The following is an 18,170-nucleotide window of genomic DNA, read 5'->3' as shown; positions in this document are numbered from 1 at the left end:
CGCCAGGTGCACCGAGTGTCAGGTGGAGGAGCTCATGCCGTTGCTGGCAGAAGGCGCACGGGCCACAGCTTCGGCGAGTTGCGGGCACCCCGTCCAGGACGGGTGTGGGCTGGTGACGCCCTGCGGCACACCGCGGCCTCTAGACGTACCGGCAGCCGCTCGCCGTCGTCGTCCTCGTCCAGCACGGCTGAAGTGCGCCCCAGTGACCGAGCTTTGTCCGGCGGCGACGGTGAGGTACCAGGAGCTAAGGAAGTGGCTGCCGACGCAGAGGTCGCCGAACCGGCCAGGCAACTGGAAGCCTGGCGTACGCAGCCCGTGGGTGCAGGCGCCGACACCCCAGTGCACCAGGCCGCCGAATTCATACCGGTCCAGCCACTGCCCGCATCAGGGGTCCGCGGTGAACACGTGCCGGCCGGCCCGCCTCGTCCGCGGATGCTGGAGGTTCTCCTCCATGTCCAGGATCTCCCCGGACCGCTGAACAGGCGGTGCACCCCCATGTCGGCAAGTGGCCTACTGGCAGCCGAGGGAGCCCTCGTGCACGCTGCTATAGGCCGCCGAACGGAGACGCTCGACTCCAAAGCCCCGCTGCAGCCAGCCCTGCTGACGTTCGCGGAAGGGCCCACCGCCATAGAAGATCTTGCCTTCCCCTCGGTAGCGGCGTAACGGGTCCGGAACCTCGGAGAGCACCGGCCTGCGCGAACCTCGCTCCTTCCCCGAAACGATCGAACCGATCGAGCACACGCTCGTGGTCGAGCCGGTCGGCCAGGTCGCCGACGCGCTGGCGGGTGACCGGCATCGGATGGCGAGCAAGGTCGATGGTGCTAACGCGGCCTGGCCGTCCGAGCTCCATCACGGGCTCGCGGCTCTTCGGATCGATCGGTCCAATTCAGAACGCCTCACCGGTGAAAAGGGCGAGGCGGACGCCGGAAGGGGGTCAGCCGTCTCGGCGTCTTGGCGATCGAACCTGCACAAGAAGGTAGGTGGTGGGGCAAGGACGGTGACAGAAGAGTCGCGAAGGGCATCGACGGTGAAGTCCAACAAGGAAGAGATCGCTCTGCGCTGATACGCAGACGTTCTGCCAGGCGACGTCTGGCAGCGGTCGGCCACGACTATAGATGTCAGCTTGCGTGGAGTGACAAGGCACGGTCTCGGGACGGCCCGCCAAGACCGTCCCGTGATCGCAACGTACTTTGCATTCGGCGCCAACGGGGTTGTCGGTCGTTCGAATCCAATAGCCCGGCTGAAGTAACAGTCGTCGCTTTCGAGATCCCTAAACCGCGGGGGCTTCGGGCACCGCAGGCGGAACCGCGGGGGGAGCCGCAGGCGGAACCGCGGGGGGAGCCGCAGGCGGAACCGCGGGGGGAGCCGCAGGCGGAACCGCGGGGGGAGCCGCAGGCGGAACCACCACGGGCAGAGCCACTACCGCCGGAGCCGTAGGCGACGTAGGTACACAGGTGCTCACACCGCTGGACGACAAAGGCGCCAACCCTAGAATGCTGACGGTGGTGCCGCACACGTTGATCGGGATGTTCACCGGCACCTGGAGCAGGTTGTTCGACAGGATTGGAATGTTTACAGCCGGGCTGTCGGCGGCGTGAGCTGCAACAGCACCAAAGCCGCCGGTCAGGGCCAGGGAAGTAGTAGCGGCCCCTAAGACAGCCGCCTTCGCAATCTTGCGCACGTTGTATTTCTCCCATGTCTGGTTGGACGATTGCAGGCTGCGCATCATTCCACTCACGAGACCGCGCTATGGCACGGCCGGTGTTTTTAGCAGCCTGCACTGAAAGAGTCCCCGGCAATCTGATTATGACGCTGGCGTCAATCTGGGTTGACATAACCCACCTGGCAGGGGGCATCACCGGGCTGGCTTCGACGACTGGTCTCTCAGTTGAGAGCGGTACTCGCTGCTGTACCCGCTCCGCCGTCGGCCCCTCGATTCTCCGCGGGGCGCAGCACGCATACTCCGGCCATATGAAAATGGTCAAGTAAACACAAAAAGGCAGGGTGACCTGCGGCTTCACAAGTTCACACACTTCACTCACTTGCTCCCTCGTCCTAACACGCAACGAGCGCGCGGCATCTCAGGCGAGATTCGATATCTCGCGACGAGGCATTCAAGATCATGCCGGATGGAAATGATGCGTCTCGGAAAGCGATGCGCAGTCGAACGCTAGACACGCGCCACGAGCTCCACATTCTGGTATTCGCTCCGACAGGCGTGTAATGTCCACCCGGCGTCAGGCGAGGCCCTCAGCCTGAATACACATCAAGTGGCCTCACTGACAAGGCCCAATAATGACACCACCCCATCAGAGGGAATCATCCATGGAATTTATTGAGCTTGACGGACTGACAAGTCGCCTCAATGTCATCAAGTCTTTCTCGGACATGTCCGACCCGGAGGACATCAATGCTCTGGTGAGGCAGTTGCGTCCCCGGCTCCGCAACGTGATCGGGACCACGATCGGCAAGGGTGGTGAAGGCAAGACGACCGTCACCACCAACCTCGCGTACGTGCTGGCTGAGGCGGAGAAGGAGCGAGCCAGGCAGGGAAAGCGAACCAAGCCGATCCTCTACATCGAGCTCGACAGCAACGGCAACGGCAGGCTGAACCTCGGCATTCGGGGCAGCGAGTTCGACGACAATGGACTCGGTTTCTTTGAAGCCTTGACAGAAGACAAGGGTTTCAAAGTCGTCGAAGGAGTCCGACCCTACCTGGACATGGTCGTATCGGGACATCACAACGCTGACATCCCGTCATCCGTGACCAAACTTTCCGACAAGCACGGCATCGCCTCCTACCTACTGCTCGCTGTCCTCTTGGCGCAGATTTCGCATCGCTATCGCTGGATCTTGCTCGACTTCTCACCGGGCGACAAAATGATCCAGCGGCTGGGTCTGGCGGCCTGCACTCACCTCGTAGCGCCGATGAAGGGCTCAGACAATGCGGTCATCGAGGGTCTCGGTACCCTGGCTACTCTGGTGCGTCAGATCAGACGTCTCAACGACGAGGTAGCGATCGTCTCACTCGTCTTTCTCGGTTACCGCAGGGTCAACGACGAGCCCACGAGCCAACTCACCAATCTTCGCGAGAAGATCGGTATCCTGCTGGACCGCGCGCACATCAGCCGAGAAGTCTTGGTCAGCTCCTTCATCCGCGACGGGGCAGCGACTGCCAACCTGGCACGGAACTACGGTATGCCTGCGGGGGAGTTCGCCCTCGCCGCAGCCGGCCGACTCCTCGACCCCGACACTACCGAGCCTGTGGAAAGGCCGCGGGACGAGAACGGACGCTACGCCGATCCACAACGTGCGATCGACCTCGCCGGCGATTACACCAGGGTGGCCACCCAAGTGATTCGCCTGATTCGGCAGCGTAACCAGGAGCTGCAGGGAGCTGAGGCAGCGTGACCACAAACCGTTCACAGGGAGCACGGGCGAAGGCCACGCCGAAGGGAAAAGCCACTGCCAAGGCACCGTCCAAGCACTTTCTGATGCCGACAGTCGATCTGGGAGGGCTCGGCGGCGAAGACGGGCCTGACGAGCTTCCGCCTCTGGACCTGGCGCCCTTCTCTTCCAAAGCACCCGCCTCCACACCGACAGAGTGGGCGGCGGCACCGAGCATGCCCGGACAGGACCGTCGGCAGCCACCTCCTGCCCCGCCTCAGCCGCCGAGCGTGTCGGAGTCCACCACGGTCACACCCTCTTATATCTCCGCCGAGGCCAACGTCGAGACACCTCGCGAACGAACGATCAAGGCAGCCCCTTCACAACAGTTGGCTGCACCCCTTGTGACAAGGGATCCCGGCGACCCCACAACGCTGGACAGCCTCAGCCGCGAGGACACAGGTGCGGTGTCGAGCAGTATGGCCTCGGCACACGGCAGTGCTGCGACCAGCACCAGCCCGGCACTCTGGAAACGCACGGCGGGCCCGCTTGAGGCCAAGCGGTGGAGCTCCACGGCACCCGCACGCCGCCTCAGGCCCACCACCAGCCATGCGTTTTCGCCCGGCCAGATTCACTCTCGCCGTGAGCAACGGCTCAGGGAGCTGCTGGCCAAGGCACCCTGCTACGCCTCTCTGCTGCAGTCCTACACCATCGCGCAGTCGGGGAAGGAGACCTACCAGAACCGCAACATCCAGCTCTATGGCCTGACTGCCCAAGCGCTCGCCGACAGAATCACCGTCGACAAGGCCGTCATGACCGCAATGAACCTGCCAGCACCACGTTTCACGCCCGCCCACTACCTCGACGCAGTCCTCGAACGGGCCCTGGGGGCCCTCGACCCCCGTGGCACGGACCTGCACGCTCTGGAAACCGACCGGGACGTCGTCTGGGAACTTGCCCATGACGGCCTGGCCTACCGGGACTACGTCTTCACTGACCTCGCTGTCGCAGCCTTGAAGAAGCCGCGTTCGCAGTGCCCTCTGCGCACAGGGGTCAACCAACGGGTTAGCCGGATGATGGACATCCTCAAAACCATGACCGACCTCAAAACTCAGCCGTTTGAAATCATCAGCGCTTGCCTGGCCAAGTACTTGCAAGAACTCCAGGCCGAACAGCCGGCCTTCGAGGAGTTCTGGAGCCAAAGTCTCGAGACCGGTTACAAGTAGGAGGTCTCGATTAGGGCCAGCATGTTGATCCGTTGCCGGGTCAGGCGGAGAAACGCCTGCCGGGGGGGGGCTTGCCGCGGGCTCGGCATCGGTCGTAGTAGGTGCGGGAGGTGGGATCATGCAGGGCGGCGAACGCGGACACGAACATCGCGTGTTTCAGCTGCCGGTTACCGCCTCTGGGCCCGTGTACGCCGCGGATCGAAGTCCCCGACGACTTGGTCGTCGGGGCGGGGCCGGCGTAGCGGGCAAGGTGAGCGGCGGTGGGGAAGCTAGTGCCGTCGCCGACACTGACCAGTAGCGGGGAGGCGGTCCTGACTGCGATCCCCGGCATCAAGGTGAGGACCTTGGAAAGAAGGTCTGGCTCCAGCAGGGCGCTGATGTGGACTTCTGTGGCCCGGCGTTGTTCGTGGACGGCACCGAGCGAGCGGGCCGGGGGAGGAGGTTTTGCGATATCGAGGGTGCCGGTGCCCGGGCCTCGACGGTCTGCTCGTCGAGGGCGTCGAAGACGTCGTCGATCAGCCGTGTCGCCATGCGTGGGACCTTTTGGGCGGACCGCATCGACCAGCCTGCGGCAGCCGGCTTTTTGCAGGGCTGCGGGGGATCCGTAGCGTTCCAGCAACCAGGGGACGGCCTGGTGGTCCAGGCGCGGGCAAAAGGGACCCGCTCGAGGCTGGGGTGGAACTGGGTGAGCACGCTGCGTATTCGGTTGCTGGTGCGGGTGGCCTCGGCCGCCAGGTCCTAGTCGCAGCCAACGAGCACGGTCAGCTCGGCGGTGATCTCGTCGGTCAGTTCCAACGAGCGCAGGGTGTGCGGCATGGTGCGGGCGGCATCCGCGCTCACAGCGGCGTCCTTCGCGTCGGTTTTCGCCTCGCCGGGGAGAGGACACAATCCGCCGCACGGACAGGCCGGGCAGGTAGGCGATTTTTGCAGCCGGTGTCCCGGGCGGCCATGAGCTGGAGGGGCCCGATAGAAGCCGGCTGGTACGCCACGACGAGAACCGTGCCGGACTCGGTTGTGACCTTCAGTCCGGTGTTGGCGAGTTGCTTGTCGAAAACATTCTTGCCAGCCCGGGGGCGCCGTGCGGTGATGGGGGGACTTCCCGACGTCCAGGCTGAGGAGGGCGGCTATCGCGTCGCTCTCGTTCAAGCCGTCCTCCGGAACGGAAGCCATACGTGCTGAGCGGACATTTTACCAAGCCAGGCAGTAGTCGCACCTCTCATCAGCGTCTCCACCGCTGCCTCTCGGGCCGGTGGCACCACACCCCTGATCATCCGATCGACAAGAGGGACCAGCCAGGCCGAGCCTGAGGCCAGCGGCCCTCTAGCAGGACCACGAACAACACAAACAGGGGCAGGTCCTGGTCAAAAGGGCCCGACAGCAACAAGGCCAACTTGCTGCTGAGCCGGGGAGGGACTCATCAGTGTCGCTTTCGCCCGTCAGTAGAGAGGGCCTGGGGAACGCTTGCGCTTCGTTCCGCGAAGCCGGTCTGTCTGCCGCCAGGCTCTCCCTGCCCGACGCTCGGCTCTGGGACAGGTGCTGTCTCTCTCCGGTCCCTGGAGCGGGGGAGTCCCTCGGCGGTGTCCCCGAAGCAAGCCAAGGGACTGAAGGGACTGTTTTCTCTAATTATCACGCAGCTACAGCTTGATACGTACGCGCGTACGCGTGACCCCCCCGTATACAGGGGCAGCGCATAATTAGCCATGTGAGTCCCTTCAGTCCCTTGAAGGGGGAGTAGTAGGGCTCTGACCTGCATCAATCCTCAGGGACTGAAGGGCCGGGACTGGGTGCTCCCGTCAGTCCCTCCTCTCTCAGGCCCTCTTCCTTTCGAGGAGGGCTTCCCGTCAGCGGACCCACGAGCACCTTTCTGCGACCATGCGGTCAGTCCCTGAGTCCCTTTCCGTCCCTGTCCGCAGGGACCAAGACCCTGCCCCCCAGGCTCAGTCCCTTGGGGAAGCACAGTCCCTTGAGTCGCTCTCAAATTGGTACAAACAGTGCTCTTTAGGAAGAAACGAGCGCTCTCTCAGGGATCGAAGGGACTCAAGGGACTAGCGGAGCTGATAGAAACGGACACGCGCACGAGCTACCACACTCCCGCCCCACCCGGGCCTAAACTCTCTTTGGAAACACAGTCCCTTCGGTCCCTGAGATAGCATCAGTCATCCTTGTGGCCTGGTGCTTTTCCCCAGGGACCGAACAGACGAGACCAGACAAGGACGACTCAGTGGCGCGCCTCGGTGACACCCGTTCGCCTGCCCCCCGGGCAAGGCCTACGACACCGCACGCCGTAGCTCGCTGGTGTGCCGCCCAGGGCTGGCCCGTTCACCCCCTGGCCCCTGGCCGCAAAACGCCGGCGGCCAACTGCCCCGCTTGCAGGGACCGACGTCACGACCCGAAGACGTGCCCTTGTCTCTCCGCCGGCAGGCCGTGCCACGGATTTCACGCGGCTACGACCAACACGCAGTACATCGACAGCTGGTGGGCCGACAGCCCTGCCTCAGGTGTCGGAGTTGCCTGCGGGCCGGCTGACCTCGTCGTCATTGACATCGACGCACACTCGGCGCCGGTTCCGGACCGCAGCCGCTTGCTCCCCGGCATCCCCATCCCCGACGCCGTGAACCTCACGGGCTTGGCGTCAGGGTTTGACACCCTTGCCCTGCTGGCTGCCCTTCGTCAGGAGCAAAATCCTGCGAACGACGAGACCACCCTGCGTGTGCGCACGCCGTCAGGCGGCCTGCACGTGTGGTATCGAAACCCGGACCCGGCTGTCCGATTCCGTTGCTCGACCGGCTCCAGTCCCAAGGTCGCTCTCGCGTGGCAGGTCGACGTGCGAGCCGACGGCGGCTACATCATCGCTCCGACCATGCGCACCCACCACGGTGCCTACCAGGTCGAAGGACCGAAACGGATCCCGGCTCCCTTGCCGAACTGGCTGCGGACCGAGCTCGTACGCACTGGCCACGTCATAGCTCCCCTGTCACCACAGCAGTCCGGTGCAGTGGCACACGGGCGCCGCCGGCTCCGTAAGCCTGGTGCGGCACAACGCGCGCTTGCCGCGCTCGTCGCCGAAGTCACGCAGTGTGAGACGGTGCGTGAGGGTGCTGGCTTCACCGAGAAGCTGAACCGTGCCGCATATACAGCAGGAGGACTTGTGGCTGCTGGCCACCTCGACGAGGCCATAGCTCGCGACCTCCTGCTCGAAGCCGCCAACCGAGCTCGCCCCTGGCAGACTGCCCGCAACGAAAAGATCCTGGAAGACGGCCTTTCTGCGGGGGCTACCCGCCCGTTCCACCTCGAAGGACGTTCATGAGCAGCGCCGAGAGCACACCACGCTTCGACGCACATGCTGCCGCTCAGCAGATGCTCGACTTCCAGGCCGCGGAACGCTCCGCAGCCTTGCTGCCTGCCCAGGCTTCCCCCGCTGCGGCCCCCGCCGACTGGCTGCCGGACGGGGAGGTGCCGCCCTCGCTCACCGACCGCGGTAACGCCCGATTGTTCATCAAGTTGTACCGTGACCAGTTTCGCCATGTCGAAGGCCTCGGTTGGTTCGCCTGGGACGGCTACCGCTGGAAACGTGCCGGGGGGGAGAAGGCTGCACTCTGGGCAGCGGGTGAGATGGCCGAAGGCATGCCCGAAAGCGACCCGCGTGGGCTGTTCAGCGATCGAGAGCTGTTGAACCACAAGAAGCGCACGCTGTCCACCACTGGCATGAAGGCGCTCCTGGTTCAGGCAAAGGCCTCTCCAGACCTTTCCGTTGACCCCGACACCCTCGACGGCGACCCCTACGCTCTGTGCACCCCGGCCGGTGTCGTCAATCTGCACACCGGTCAGCTGCGGAAACCCGATCCCACTCGCGACTTCCACTCCCGTGCCACCAGCGTCGCCCCGGAGAAAATGGAGACACCCCGTTGGCACCGTTTCTTGGCCGACACGTTCGGCGAGGAAGCCGAGGGACAAGAGATGATCGATTTCTTGCACCTTCTCCTGGGCTACTCCGTTACGGGCGATGTCGGAGCGCAGGTCCTTCCCTTTCTGCATGGGCAGGGCAAGAACGGAAAATCGGTCCTGCTCGATACGATGATCCAGATCCTCGGTGATTACGCGGATGCGGCACCACCTGGCTTCCTCATGGATCGCGGGGCCTTCTCCGAGCACTCCACCGAACTCACCGAACTCCACGGCCGTCGGCTCATCGTGTGCAGTGAGCTCAAGCCCAACGACAAGTTCGACGAGGCCCGCGTCCGACTCCTGACCGGTGGCGACAAGATCAAGGCCCGTCGGATGCGACAGGACTACTTCTCGTTCACACCAACGCACCACCTCTGGCTGCTCGGCAACCATCGGCCAGAGGTGTCCACCGGAGGCTTTGCCTTCTGGCGCCGCATCCGCTTGCTGCCTTTCGAGCGTGTCGTTCCCGACGAACGCAAAATCGACAATCTCGCTTTCGAACTCGTCCGTGACGAAGGCCCAGGCATCCTGCAGTGGCTGATCGAAGGCGCGCGCCGCTATCTCACCACCCGCGACCCACTCGAGGGGCCCGACCGCGTCCGTATCGCCACCACCGCCTACGCCAATACCGAGGACCACATCGGACGTTTTCTGGCCGAATGCTGTACTCGGGATACCGATACCCAGCCCGACCTCCGTGTCGAACAGGGCCTCCTCTACACGGCCTACAGCTCATGGTGCAGTACCGGTGAAGGCATCCGTCCTGCCAGCCCTCGTGCCTTCGCCACACGCGTCCGTCAGGAAGTTGGCCTTGCCTCACCGACCGATATGATCAAATCCAACGGCCGCAAGTACTATCCCAACATCGCGTTGGTCGTAAACGAATGACTACATACCGACCAGTATGGCGGAAACCGCACCGCACGGCCTATACCTCCACTGAAGGCACCTCTAGGATGAACACCAGGCCCCCGCGTCCGGCGGCTCTGGCATCGCAGTCAGACGTCAGCCGGTGTGCGGGTACCACCGTGCGCACACGGCAGGACCGGCAAGGACACACGCTAACCAAGGAGGGGCTGCAGCCATGAGCTCGCTGTTGACCGAGGGCGATCTCACCCACGAGGCACGCGTGGTCTGGCTGGAGAACCTTGATGACTTGGACTACGTCCGCCAGGCGCTCGACAAGACCAAGCGGCGCAACACCAGACCACCCTATGAGCGAGACGGTCGCATGGTCGGCTATGCCCAGCTCGATGACCAGGCCGAGCCAGACCCCGACAGCGGCCTGTACAAGCGTCGTGTCTTCTTTCTGCTTCCGCATGACCGAGACAGCCTGCCGGACGGTCTGTACCGCGAGGGTGCCCCAGGGGAAGCCGTCGATCCGCGGACCATTGAGCCGAGGAAACCCGGCGCGAAGACGCCCCGATCCCAGAGCGGGCCTGCTGCCATAGCGTCCATCGCACCGTGAGGTGAGCTGTCCAGCGGCGTGAAGCGTCACTGCGCCAGATGTGGTCCGGCTTCGACATTCGGGTAATCATGGCGGAGCCGAGGAGCCGGCCTTGGGGTGGTGGCGTAGTGGGGCAGGGGCTGGGTCACTTTTCCGCATGACAAAAACCCTCGCCGGCAGTGCTGAGCAAGCCGTGCGCCCCACGCACGCGGAGCGTACCCCCTGCTTCTCAGAGTGCTTCATTACGCTCTGCCATGCGCCGAGTTCGTTGCGGAACCATCTCTTGACGCACCATCGGATTGAGTTCGAGACAGGCAGTTCACTCTGCGGCAGGCTGGGGCCAGCTATTGCCCCTCTTTCTGGTATGTCTCGTGATAAAGTAGCGGCGCTTGGGTATTTTGGGTCATCTGCCCCATGGAGTAAGGGTAGGCTGGCTGTTTTCAATCCTTTGGGGAGTGTGGCGGAACTGGCAGACGCGCCGGATTCAAACTCCGGTGCCCTCAGGGCGTGAGGGTTCGAGTCCCTCCACTCCTACTCCATTGGGTTCCCCATAGAAAGCTTTCTTCTTTCCTGACTGACGGGTGCCTTTTTGGGCATGGCCTGAGCCTGTTCCAGCCATGAGCCGACCCCGCTCCCGTGCGAAGCGCCGATCCAGTGTGGGCGATTGTGGTGCGAGGCGGAGCCCTGAGCGGCCAACGGAGGCCTCGCTCGGGAGATGGGTGCCTGCACGAACTTTTGCGGTGTGCAGTTATCGTTTCCTTCCTCCAGGACATAGCCCCGCCGGCGTCGCATGGGAACATCCTGGAAGGTAAGAATGGCTTAAGATCGACGGTTGACTTAGATGTGTCCGCCATGTGGTCGGCTTGTCTGATTTTGATGGGGGACCTGGGGTACCGATGAAGGGGAACGCAAGAATCGCCGTCACCGAAGTCGTGTACCCGATACGGTGAACTTCTCGCGTAATCCAGTGGTTCACGGCCCTCGGGTGCGCACCCTGACGGTAAGTTGATGGCTGCCCAATTTTCCTTCGGAGTTGAGGGGGAGATACCGTGGAGAGCAGCTTGCACCGAGGTCCTGACCGGCGGCCGGGTCTCACGGCAGGGGAAATCGCCCAGATGTCAGGTGCGGTCACGCGTCCTACGGTCGCTTCGGTAGCAGCAACCGCTGGAGTACCGGGGCATGCAGTCCGCAGGGGGATCTCCCAGGAAAACGGACGGCGGATGGCCGCTGCCATGTCCGTCGGACTGTTGACCGAGCGGTCCGCGCGATCCATCGCCGAGGATCCGCAGGCAGTCATCAGGGCCGCGCAGGAACTTCAGAGTCTTGTCTGGGAAATCATGCGGGCCAGGCTCGAGGAAGGGAACTGCGGTACAACGGCCATTGCTTAGCTGAGAAGGGGCACCGACCCGTCGCACCTCCGCCAAAGAAGCAGTCGGGCCGGTGTCAACAGATAGTTCGTCCATCGAGCCCATGTTCGGTCATCGGTCGCAAAGGGGCGAACGCACTGCTAGGAGAAAGAGAATACCCATGTCTGCGGCAACATGGTGGAGCCGACACCCAAGTCTCCTTAGGGTCGTCTCCACCGCCTCTCCGCCCAACGACGGGGCTCCACTTGGTCTGACAGCCGTCCCCGGTTCATCCGGCTGGTGGTACGCAGTCTCGACAGAGCGTCAGGAGGGCGGCATCTGGAACGGGCGTGAAGGTCACCCGGGACGAGTCCTGTCCTGGTGCCCGGAAGTCCTCGCAAGGCTTGCAGCGCTCAACGCCGAGGGCACGTGCCAGCGGCAGCACTATGTCGTGCGGGTGAACCAGCAGCTGGCTCTTCTCTCTGAGGGCGATCTTCCAGAGGGCAAGGGTTGGGAACAGTTCACCACGATCGATCTCTGGGAATCCCTCGCGTTCAAGGACCTTCTGGCTGAGATCGTCCACGCCCAGGCGCAGCAGCTCCCCCGCATCGTCTTCTCGGAGGGGGCTACGTGACAACGCAAGTTTACCGTGGCGGCAGTGTGGCCGTGGCACCGTGCGACCGGCATGCGCGGAGCTTTGAGGGAGGCTCTGCCTCATCCGGGAGCGCAGGCTACCTCCATCAGTACTCCGGTGAACCTCGCGACCGGCGAAGTGAACCCATGCCTGAGGAAACACCGCTGGATACGGCAGTCCCTCCCGGTCGGCCAGTCATCGGGTCCGCCGGCTGGTACTACGAAGCCAACGAAGATCACGGGACACTCTGGAAGGTCAACCGTGGGAAGGAAGGCGGCTGGGACGTCGTCCTGGACTGGGCACCGTATGTTTCCGAGCGCCTGGTCCTGATTGGCGAGGATGGAAAATCCGCCGGCCGCTACTACACCATCACCATTGGTGCGGACACTCTCACGAAGAGTCTGTCGGATCTGCGCACCGCCGATGGCTGGAACGACTTCAGCGATGACAGCGGTGCTGCTTCGCGCGCTATTCGCGAAGTCCTCATCAACATCATCACCGACCAGGGGAAGCGCCTTCCCCGTACGCCCGTGGTGGCCCACACTGGCTGGCACCGCCTGCCCGACGTCGGTTTGACCTACGTCTACGCGGACGGCCGTTGCTATCCGAGCGGCTGCTCCGTCCGTGTCATCGGTGCTCCGGAGCCCGTGCGACAGGCTGCCGCTCCCCTGGAGCGCACCGCTACAGACATCGAGTGCCGACGGGCGATCGCCGACATCGCCTCGCACGGCTGGGCTTCTTTGATGTCTCTGGCAGTCGGTGCACGTTCCCTCGCATACTCACTGCGTCCGGTCTCAGCGGCATTCGTGCTTGACGCCGCACCCAACTCGGGCAAGACCTCGGCCGCCAACACCGCTCGCAGTCTCCTCCTCACACCCCGGCCTCATGCCTGGCCACCTATTCCGACCAAGGGCATGAGCAGTACCGCCACGGACATTGAGTGTGCGCTCGACTTCGAGGGGGACATGCCGACTTTGCTCGACGACATCCCTCTCACCCGCGCCTCGTCCGCCGCGCAGGTGCGCGAGATGGAGAAGAAGCTCGAGCTTGTCATCCGCGCGGCTGGAAACGCGACAGAGATCAAGGGTCGCCGCAACCGCGATCTGACGGCCAAGCCGGCGAACCGGGTCAGGTCCATCCCCGTCATCGCCGCTCAGATGCTCCCTGCCACTATGCAGGAGTCCCTGTACCGGCGTTCGGTCGTCGTCTACCTTTCGCGGGACGGCGGTGAGGTCGATTGGCGCTGGTACAAAGCCGGGGGAGGTCAGAGCCTCACTGTTCCCCTTCGCACCATCGGTGACAAGATCATCGCCCACCTCCACGGATTGCCGGATGCCGACGGCTATCTCGCGGATCTTGAGAGGAAGGCCTTCGAACAGCTCAGCCACCACCTGCAGGCAGTACTGCCGGAGCCGGGTGACACGATGGACGGCGTCATCTCCGCTGCCGCAGCCATGCTTTCCGGCCTTGGCCTCGTCGGAGCCGTCACGGATATGAGCATGTCCGAGCTCGTTGACGTCGTGGCAGCTCCGCTTGCCGGATCACTCGTTCGGCAGGCCGCATGCATGGACGCTCAGAGCACCGCGCAGGATGGGGTGGCCACAGCCGTCGGGGAAGTCCTGCGCAGAGCATTCTCCCGCGGACGCCTGCACATTCGCGATGAAAAGGGTGTCGTGCGTCCTGCCGTTGATGGGCAGGTCGAGCAGGATCAAGGCTTGACGCGGAGGCGGGACGGCAGCGGATGGGAAGGTAAAGGGCCCGCGGCGTACTGGCTGCCGCAGCGAGGTCCGGCGCTGGGCATCACCACAAAGAACCTCAACATGCTGCTCAAGGCAAGCGGAGATTCCCGGGTGAACTGCTACGTCGACCGTTCCTTGCCTGATGCTCTCCTCCAGGCCGACGCGATCCTGCGCAACACCAGTCAGAAGGATCGGGTCGCTTCGCACCGGGTGCGTGTCGGGACAGAGAACCTCCGCCTCTTGCTCCTGAGACCAGATTTGATCTGGGACTTCTGAGACGGATTTGAGTCGCTCGCCATCTAACCGGGCGTTCCTCCACTCGGTTAGTCCTGCCCGCAGGGGCCTCGGTCCGTTGCGGGCCAGGTCGGCGAAACACGGCCCGTCAAGGCCCCCTCCCGGCACGTGGGGAGGGGGCCTTGTTCCTATATTTTGGGGTGCTACGAGCGCCGGGTGAATCGCACTACGCCGAACGTGACGCCGATCATAATGTTCACGATTGCCCAGAACACGATGACCAGGCCAACGCCGAACGCCGTGCCCAAGTTCTGGGCCGTATTGCAGTCGTGCTGACTCAGCATCCCGCAGTGCTGGGGCGTGCCGGCACCTGTGCGGGCACCTCCGACAACCCATAACAGGAACACCACCTGTACAACCATGAAGAGCCACACGAACCATCGACGGGGCTTCTTGGGCGTTACCTGGACGTCTTGTACGGGCAGGGCAGGTGGGATCTCGTCCGAATCCCGCCGGTGTCGGCCCTTGGTGTTCATTCATACTCCCTTGTCTGTTCTATGAGATGGTCACGCCCCTGTGAATCTGCTCGTCATCGTGAGTATTTCTGTCGTGTCCGTCAGACGGATAGGTGATAATCCAGTGGTGCCGATGATCTGTTCGATCGGGTCATAAGACAGCTGGCCCCTCGATAGACTGCCCAGAACGCGTCGAGTTCTGGGCAGTGGTAGAGGTTCTGATATTACTACCGTCCCTTTTTGGCCAACTTGTTGTGGCAGCCGGACGGAGCGTGTCGGCATTCAGGGTGCGCGGGCGCGCGTGCTTCTCAGGGATTGTCGGGTGTTCCTCGAGTCACACTGCGCCGACGTGGTCGACAGCGTCTGCACTTGTCGAACGGCTTGGTCGGGCGGTGATTCCATCGGCCGAGGCTGCTGGCTGAAGCCAGCTTCGAAGACATGGCCCCGGCACACAAGGGCGTCGGCATGGAGCTGTCCCCTGGATCAGGTGTGCGCGTCATGGTCGTCCTGCAGGCCGGCAAGGAAATGCGCCTCGTCATACCGGTGCACGCTTTGATGGTCGCCCGGAGTCCGGTGAGACAGGTCCTGTGCGAGACAGTGCGCGAGGTCGTCAGGCCCTGTGAAAGGTCCGATGGCTTCGGTGTAGTCCAAGAGGTGGCGCAGGGCGTGCAGCTCGCTGGTTCTGATGGGCAGGAAGAGGATCCTGTCATCCCCGGAGCGCAATGCCTTCACTACGCGGTCGCGGTAGGCGGCGCCCTGTGCCTCGACGAGGCGGTACTCGTAGTTGGCATGGGCCAGTGGGCTGTGGCTCGGCCCCGGTGCATATCGTAGGAAGCTGGCCGACAGTTCGTGCAGCTGATCGCAGGCGGCTCGGTAGTATGGGCGATTTGTGCTTCCCGCGGCGTCCGGGGCGACGCGAAAAGCTGAGACGAAAGCAGCCACTCGTTCGGGTGACGGTAGCAAACCGGCACCAAGCCAGCACACGGACTCGGAAGGAGAGCTGGTGGTGGCCGTGTCGCGAATGGTCCGATAGCACCACCCAGACGTGCCGAGCCAGTGGAGAAAAGACTCTGAGGAACCGTCCAGACTCAGCTGAAACGCCCTGTTGAAGTGGATGCTCCCTTCGATGTCGTCGCCGTTGACCTCGTCCTCACTGGACGCCGCGTAAGCGTAGAGAGAACGGACAGGAAGCCCGTCGGACAGCAGTCTTTCCGCCACGGCGGCCATGTAGTGACCGACTCTGGTTTCCAGCTGGTTCTTGAGCTCGCTCCATCCCGAATTCTTCGTGGCCTCAATCACGGAGCCCTCCTGTCATGCGTCCGGCTGGTGGATGAACGGACTGTTCGAGCGAGTGTTGCCCGCCGCTTCGGGCTGTCGGTCTTGCTCCGGCACTGGCGGCAGCGGCCACGGTTTGAACCCACGATGGAACCGGCCGCACGTTGGTGAATGCGCCGAGACCGTCAGTGGCGGCTTGACACGGCCTGGGGAGGGATGTGAAAACGTGTTCAATGACAGCGCTTTCATGCTGGCCGCACGTATGCAGAACAACCGTCGGGGAAAAAGGAGCTGGCGTTGGAATCGGTTGCTGTTGATGCTGACATAGCCATGTCCAATGGATGACACTGCCAGTTCTGATGGATTCATCATAGCACTCGTGTAGTCGTGTCATCCCACCCGAGGTCCGGCCGCACCATCCAATGACCGATTCAGGCTCATGGCCCGAGGTGGGGCGCAGCGCGGCGTCTGTCATCACTCGGGAGGGGGAACGCGGGTACCAGCGAGGCATACCGAGGACCAAGAGGCGCTCGGTGGCCCCGCGGGCAGGACCGCCGGTACCGACTGGTCCGCCCATGGACTTGCAGATGCGGAACAGTGTTCGCATCTGCATCTGCATCCGCTCGGCCGGCTCATCGTGTTCGTGAGCGATCGAGAACGCCTGGTGTACATACGTGCCGAGGCGGTGACCATGCATGCCGAAGACGGCTCGGCTGACTGTCTCACCGACGTGGCTGTGCGGAACCGTGCAGGTCATGCCCTCAGCGAACAGTCGCTGTCGCCGTGTCGACAGGTTCAGTCCCTGCGCCGTATCCGCTTGGTCCGCTCCCGCAGCCCGGCACACCGGGGTCACCGCCCGTCGAGACCTTTCGACGTGGCCAGGGCTTCGGAACCAGTCCACCGGGTCGCACGGCCGTCTCACATGATGTCGATGAAAAACAACAAAGGGACCGCGAGTTGACCCATTAAGCCGAGCCGAAGAGCAATGCCGCCTGGTGTAGGAGGCAGCCACCATCAGATCCGCATCTTCCAGCAGCCGGTGCGGCAGTACACGGCTGTTGGAGCCGTGCCCTGGCAAAACAAGATCACCGGATTCGATGCGGCAGCATTCAGCGCACCACTGGGCTCGCCCTGGGGGGATCGCCTCAATTCCCTCATGGAGGGATCAACGCGTTGCCAACAAGGCGGTTACGAGTCAACCTCTTTAAACTTTCTTCAAATTGCAGGAAGATCGCGTTTGGCATATCCTATTGAAGGCTTGCCGGTTGCATATGTCGCAAATCGGCCCAACATTCGGGAGCCTACCTCCGCGCTCGGGGTGAGGCGTGTTCGCCCTGCTCACGGCCGTTTTCAGGTCGTGACAGTGCGGTCGGAGACGAGGCCGGCAATGGCTCGGTAGGTGCCGGGCACGATCACGTCGGTGGGTCCAGCGCATCAGGTGCTTCCAGCGTTTGTGGTCGGCCAGGGCGTGCTCGACGGTGATGCGGTCGGATGAGTGACCGTGCCGATCGCGTTCCCACTGTTCGACTCTGCCGGGCAGTGCTCCGGGCAGGGGCTTTCTGAGCGGGGTGAGTGCGTGGCCGGGATGGTCACGACTCAGGCCCAGGTAGCCGTCGTCGAGTAACACTTCAACCAGGTGGAAGTGCTGGAAACAGCCGGTGATGCCCGCGGCGCGAACTGCGGTCGTATCGTGCATCCGCCCCGGTCGCAGGCCATCGGCCCACAGGGTGCGGCCCCGGATGTCTGCGATAACGGTGGCTTTCATCGTGTTCTGCCTCTTCTTGCCCGACACGAATGCCCGCCTGCCGCCCCGGCCCGCGGCCGGCCGTCGCACCTGCACCTCGGTGGCGTCCAGCCTCAGCTCGACACCCTCGGCCCGGGCATAGGCGAACACGCCCTCCGCCGTTCGAAGCCGCAGGCCAGGCCTGTCAGGAACAGCAAAAACCCCGCTCCACCAGCAGTCGGCGTGTCTCACCGACGGCCCGGGTGACAGTCGAACGATCGACACCGAACAGCACTGCCGGCACAGCGTGCGGCAGATCGTGTCGCAGATGAATCAGCGTGGCCGACAGCCGGTCCACAAACACCAGCCGATAGCGGGCACCGGCACCCTGCGCATGTCTCCTCACACCGCCTCGTTGCTGGAAACGCCGCCCCTCCACCGCGGCTGCCCACAGGCGGGCCAACTCCTCAACCAGCGATGCCGGATGAGCCATCGAGACGCCCGTGAACAACGGATGCGCCAACATCGCCCGATCGACCACGCCCCTCACCACACGAGCATGCCCACCCGCTATCACGCACCAACTCGTTACAAGTCATCTCATTTAGACCGTGTCCTATGTGGGGCTGGGTCGTTGGACTTGGTTATGGGGCGGGGTACGTGGAGTTGGATTGTTCCGGACGGGCTGTGGGAGATCGC

11 protein-coding genes, 1 tRNA gene and 2 pseudogenes are annotated in these 18,170 nt (G+C 63.5%); 9 read left to right on the top strand and 5 right to left on the bottom strand.

Annotated features, from left to right (window positions below; all coding sequences use genetic code 11):
• The first annotated feature begins 745 nt into the window (after positions 1 to 745).
• A complete protein-coding gene (locus tag ACZ7HQ_RS41300) occupies positions 746 to 1,063 on the top strand; it encodes a hypothetical protein (RefSeq protein WP_471001637.1) in 318 nt (105 codons plus the stop codon).
• A 207-nt stretch (positions 1,064 to 1,270) separates the two neighbouring features.
• Here the strand turns inward: ACZ7HQ_RS41300 and ACZ7HQ_RS41295 are convergent, their stop codons facing one another.
• A complete protein-coding gene (locus ACZ7HQ_RS41295; RefSeq protein WP_471001676.1) occupies positions 1,271 to 1,726 on the bottom strand; it encodes a chaplin in 456 nt (151 codons plus the stop codon).
• A 599-nt stretch (positions 1,727 to 2,325) separates the two neighbouring features.
• Here ACZ7HQ_RS41295 and ACZ7HQ_RS41290 point away from each other — a divergent pair.
• The gene (locus ACZ7HQ_RS41290; protein WP_471001634.1) at positions 2,326 to 3,411 is read left to right on the top strand and encodes a ParA family protein; all 1,086 of its coding nucleotides are present in this window, start codon (positions 2,326 to 2,328) and stop codon (positions 3,409 to 3,411) included.
• On the top strand, positions 3,408 to 4,613 hold the full coding sequence (locus tag ACZ7HQ_RS41285; RefSeq protein ID WP_471001631.1) for a hypothetical protein: 1,206 nt from the start codon (positions 3,408 to 3,410) through the stop codon (positions 4,611 to 4,613). The genes ACZ7HQ_RS41290 and ACZ7HQ_RS41285 overlap by 4 nt, the downstream gene beginning before the upstream one ends.
• Here the strand turns inward: ACZ7HQ_RS41285 and ACZ7HQ_RS41280 are convergent.
• Positions 4,604 to 5,783: pseudogene (locus tag ACZ7HQ_RS41280) on the bottom strand (IS110 family transposase). The gene ACZ7HQ_RS41285 and the pseudogene ACZ7HQ_RS41280 overlap by 10 nt on opposite strands.
• A 1,051-nt stretch (positions 5,784 to 6,834) precedes the next feature.
• Here ACZ7HQ_RS41280 and ACZ7HQ_RS41275 point away from each other — a divergent pair.
• The 6 genes from ACZ7HQ_RS41275 (at position 6,835) to ACZ7HQ_RS41250 (ending at position 14,000) form a co-directional block, all read left to right on the top strand.
• The gene (locus tag ACZ7HQ_RS41275) at positions 6,835 to 7,920 is read left to right on the top strand and encodes a bifunctional DNA primase/polymerase (protein WP_471001628.1); all 1,086 of its coding nucleotides are present in this window, start codon (positions 6,835 to 6,837) and stop codon (positions 7,918 to 7,920) included.
• A complete protein-coding gene (locus ACZ7HQ_RS41270; RefSeq protein WP_471001625.1) occupies positions 7,917 to 9,446 on the top strand; it encodes a DNA primase family protein in 1,530 nt (509 codons plus the stop codon). The genes ACZ7HQ_RS41275 and ACZ7HQ_RS41270 overlap by 4 nt, the downstream gene beginning before the upstream one ends.
• A 196-nt stretch (positions 9,447 to 9,642) precedes the next feature.
• Positions 9,643 to 10,026, top strand: coding sequence for a DUF6009 family protein (locus ACZ7HQ_RS41265; protein ID WP_471001622.1), 384 nt, complete (start codon positions 9,643 to 9,645; stop codon positions 10,024 to 10,026).
• 430 nt (positions 10,027 to 10,456) lie between these two features.
• Positions 10,457 to 10,539 (top strand) — tRNA-Leu (locus ACZ7HQ_RS41260).
• Positions 10,540 to 11,808: 1,269 nt separating this feature from the next.
• Entirely contained in the window at positions 11,809 to 11,985 is a 177-nt protein-coding gene (locus ACZ7HQ_RS41255; RefSeq protein WP_471001619.1) for a hypothetical protein, read from the top strand.
• Between the two features lie 146 nt (positions 11,986 to 12,131).
• Positions 12,132 to 14,000 (top strand): hypothetical protein, encoded by a 1,869-nt coding sequence (locus ACZ7HQ_RS41250; RefSeq protein WP_471001615.1) that lies wholly within the window; start codon positions 12,132 to 12,134, stop codon positions 13,998 to 14,000.
• Positions 14,001 to 14,161: 161 nt separating this feature from the next.
• On the opposite strand, the gene ACZ7HQ_RS41245 is transcribed toward ACZ7HQ_RS41250, so the two are convergent.
• The 3 genes and pseudogenes from ACZ7HQ_RS41245 to ACZ7HQ_RS41235 all read right to left on the bottom strand — a co-directional run bounded on the left by ACZ7HQ_RS41245 (position 14,162) and on the right by ACZ7HQ_RS41235 (position 18,012).
• A complete protein-coding gene (locus ACZ7HQ_RS41245; RefSeq protein ID WP_471001613.1) occupies positions 14,162 to 14,494 on the bottom strand; it encodes a hypothetical protein in 333 nt (110 codons plus the stop codon).
• A gap of 462 nt (positions 14,495 to 14,956) precedes the next feature.
• The gene (locus ACZ7HQ_RS41240; protein WP_471001610.1) at positions 14,957 to 15,772 is read right to left on the bottom strand and encodes a hypothetical protein; all 816 of its coding nucleotides are present in this window, start codon (positions 15,770 to 15,772) and stop codon (positions 14,957 to 14,959) included.
• 1,326 nt (positions 15,773 to 17,098) lie between these two features.
• Positions 17,099 to 18,012: pseudogene (locus ACZ7HQ_RS41235) on the bottom strand (transposase).
• Positions 18,013 to 18,170 lie beyond the last annotated feature (158 nt).

It is taken from the genome of Streptomyces sp. NPDC037290, assembly GCF_055603245.1.
The sequence above is the reverse complement of the archived record's forward strand: the minus strand, read 5'-3'. Positions and strand labels throughout refer to the sequence as shown.

Coding starts and splice junctions, on each gene's coding strand:
- ACZ7HQ_RS41295 (WP_471001676.1), bottom strand. CDS start 1,726: ATGCGCAGCCTGCAATCGTCCAACCAGACATGGGAGAAATACAACGTG.
- ACZ7HQ_RS41290 (WP_471001634.1), top strand. CDS start 2,326: ATGGAATTTATTGAGCTTGACGGACTGACAAGTCGCCTCAATGTCATC.
- ACZ7HQ_RS41270 (WP_471001625.1), top strand. CDS start 7,917: ATGAGCAGCGCCGAGAGCACACCACGCTTCGACGCACATGCTGCCGCT.
- ACZ7HQ_RS41265 (WP_471001622.1), top strand. CDS start 9,643: ATGAGCTCGCTGTTGACCGAGGGCGATCTCACCCACGAGGCACGCGTG.
- ACZ7HQ_RS41250 (WP_471001615.1), top strand. CDS start 12,132: ATGCCTGAGGAAACACCGCTGGATACGGCAGTCCCTCCCGGTCGGCCA.
- ACZ7HQ_RS41245 (WP_471001613.1), bottom strand. CDS start 14,494: ATGAACACCAAGGGCCGACACCGGCGGGATTCGGACGAGATCCCACCT.